This window comes from Enterobacter cloacae complex sp. GF14B, from assembly GCF_004136805.1.
Lineage (GTDB): Bacteria > Pseudomonadota > Gammaproteobacteria > Enterobacterales > Enterobacteriaceae > Enterobacter > Enterobacter hormaechei_C.
This window is the reverse complement of sequence record NZ_QFRV01000220.1, coordinates 1-1,984: the sequence shown is the minus strand read 5'-3', so window position 1 is coordinate 1,984 and position 1,984 is coordinate 1. Positions and strand designations below refer to the sequence as shown.

General features: G+C 59.2%; 3 protein-coding genes. All 3 read right to left on the bottom strand.

The window, feature by feature from the left end; translation table 11 throughout:
• The coding region (gene rlmC, locus DD606_RS24835) for a 23S rRNA (uracil(747)-C(5))-methyltransferase RlmC (RefSeq protein ID WP_129259417.1) at positions 1-897 on the bottom strand (897 nt) is incomplete at its 3' end.
• 40 nt (positions 898-937) lie between these two features.
• Positions 938-1,435 carry a YbjO family protein gene (locus DD606_RS24830; protein WP_086527936.1) on the bottom strand — a complete coding sequence of 166 codons (498 nt, stop codon included), beginning with the start codon at positions 1,433-1,435 and terminating at the stop codon, positions 938-940.
• A 42-nt stretch (positions 1,436-1,477) separates the two neighbouring features.
• Positions 1,478-1,984, bottom strand: a 507-nt coding sequence (locus DD606_RS24825) for an ABC transporter permease subunit (protein ID WP_129259415.1), incomplete at its 5' end; no start/stop codon positions are given.

Genomic DNA, 1,984 nt, shown 5'->3' with positions numbered 1-1,984 from the left:
GTTGCCCTGCCCGGTCGCGAACTGCGTGGAGTCCAGCGCCTGGAAGTGCAGATTCGTCAGCCCCAGCTCCGCGGCGGACTGCTTCGCGCAGGCAATCGCTTCGGCGGAGATCTCAATGCCGGTGAGCTGCATGTCTGGCGTGGCACAGTGCAGGCCAAAGCCGCCGACGCCGCAGAACAGATCCCACATGTGATGAACCTGTAACGCACGCACCCAGTCGCGCGCGGTGATGTACAGCGCGCTGGCGACGGTGGGGTTAGTCTGAAAGAAGCTTTGCGGACGGATCCACAGCGGCACGCCGTTAAAACGCTCCTCCAGCGCGTGCTGTTCGGTGAAGAAGATCTCTTTCTCCCCTTCCATGATCGCCATATGCACCGGCTGAATATTTGCGGTGATAACCTTGAGCTGCGGAAGCTGTTGCTGCAATCCCGGAAGTGCCGCGCGCAGCTGCTCTAGTTTGGTTTCCGAACGCAGCACAAAGCGCAGCATCATCCCGCCGTCGATCTGGCTTTCGGTCAGCAGAAGGTATTTCAGCTCGCCGCGCCTGCGGGCAACGTTATAGGGCGTTAACCCCGCCCGGGCGATAAACGGTTTCAGAGCGCTAAACACCGACTCAAACGAGGCGGGATACAGCGGGCAGTCGGTTAAATCTTCCGGCGTACCGTCGCGGTGCAGCATCCCCAGCAGCGGCTTTTCAACGCTGCCGCTGACCACCATTTTGGCTTTATTGCGAAAGCCCTGCTCCGGGCCGCTGACGGGTGCGCACCACTCGCCCACCGCGTGTGCTGCCAGTAGCTGTTGCAGGTTGGCCATTTTGGCGGTGAGTTGTTGAGAGACCGGCTGTTCTATCCACTGACAGGAGCGGCAGCGTCCGGCGTCATAGAGTGCGCACTGCATATGAAAACCTTAAGAAACACGAGGGCTGCGATTATACACATTATTGCAGGCGGAAGAACCGCCGGCTCGAAGCTGGTGCAAATAGCAGGAACAGAACCAGCATATCCGGCAGTTTTTGCATCACCAGTGAATGGAAAATCTCACGTCGCGACTCACCGGGTATGCTGAACAGCTCCGGATAGCCATAGCCCAGCGAGGCGGCCCACAGGTAGCCTGCGGCGGTGATCTGCGTCAGCAGATACACCCAGCGCGCCCAGTTACGGCCTTTCACCAGCGAGAACGCACAGTAGATCTCAATAAACACCAGCATCAGGCTGCTGAGAAACACCAGCGTCAGATTCCACGTCTGCGCGCTGCGGTGAATAAATTCCCCCATTCCGCGCGGACCCAGCGTGTTCATTATCATCAGCACATCCAGACAGCGGATCATAATAATGGCGAGCGCCGCCACCTGCACCAGTGCAGGGACGTTCGGACGGGCGTGCGAATGACGTGTTTTTTGTAAGAATCCCAATGTTTTTACTTCCCTGAAAAACAGTGCCGCGTCATACGCGGCACATCACTGGAAATAGTAATTCCTTCAGCCGCGTCTTGCACGCTGGATATCGCGCACACGCTGTTTTTCCGCGCGCGCCATCAAATACCAGGCGATAAATCCGACAATTCCGACCACGCCAAGGATGATGGAGGCCAGGGCGTTGATCTCCGGATTCACCCCCATCCGCACGCTGGAGAAGACCAGCATCGGCAGCGTCGTCGCGCCCGGTCCCGACACAAAGCTGGCGATAACCAGATCGTCGAGCGAGAGCGTGAACGCCAGCAGCCAGCCGGAGATCACCGCCGGCATAATCATCGGCAGCGTGATGATGAAAAAGACCTTCAGCGGCGTGGCGCCGAGATCCATCGCCGCCTCTTCAATGGAGCGATCCAGCTCGCGCAGCCGCGAGGAGATGACCACCGCCACATATGCCGTACAGAAGGTGACGTGCGCCAGCCAGATGGTGAACATCCCGCGATCCGCTGGCCAGCCGATGGCGTGCGCCAGCGCGACAAACAGCAGCAGCAGCGACAGCCCGGTGATCACGTC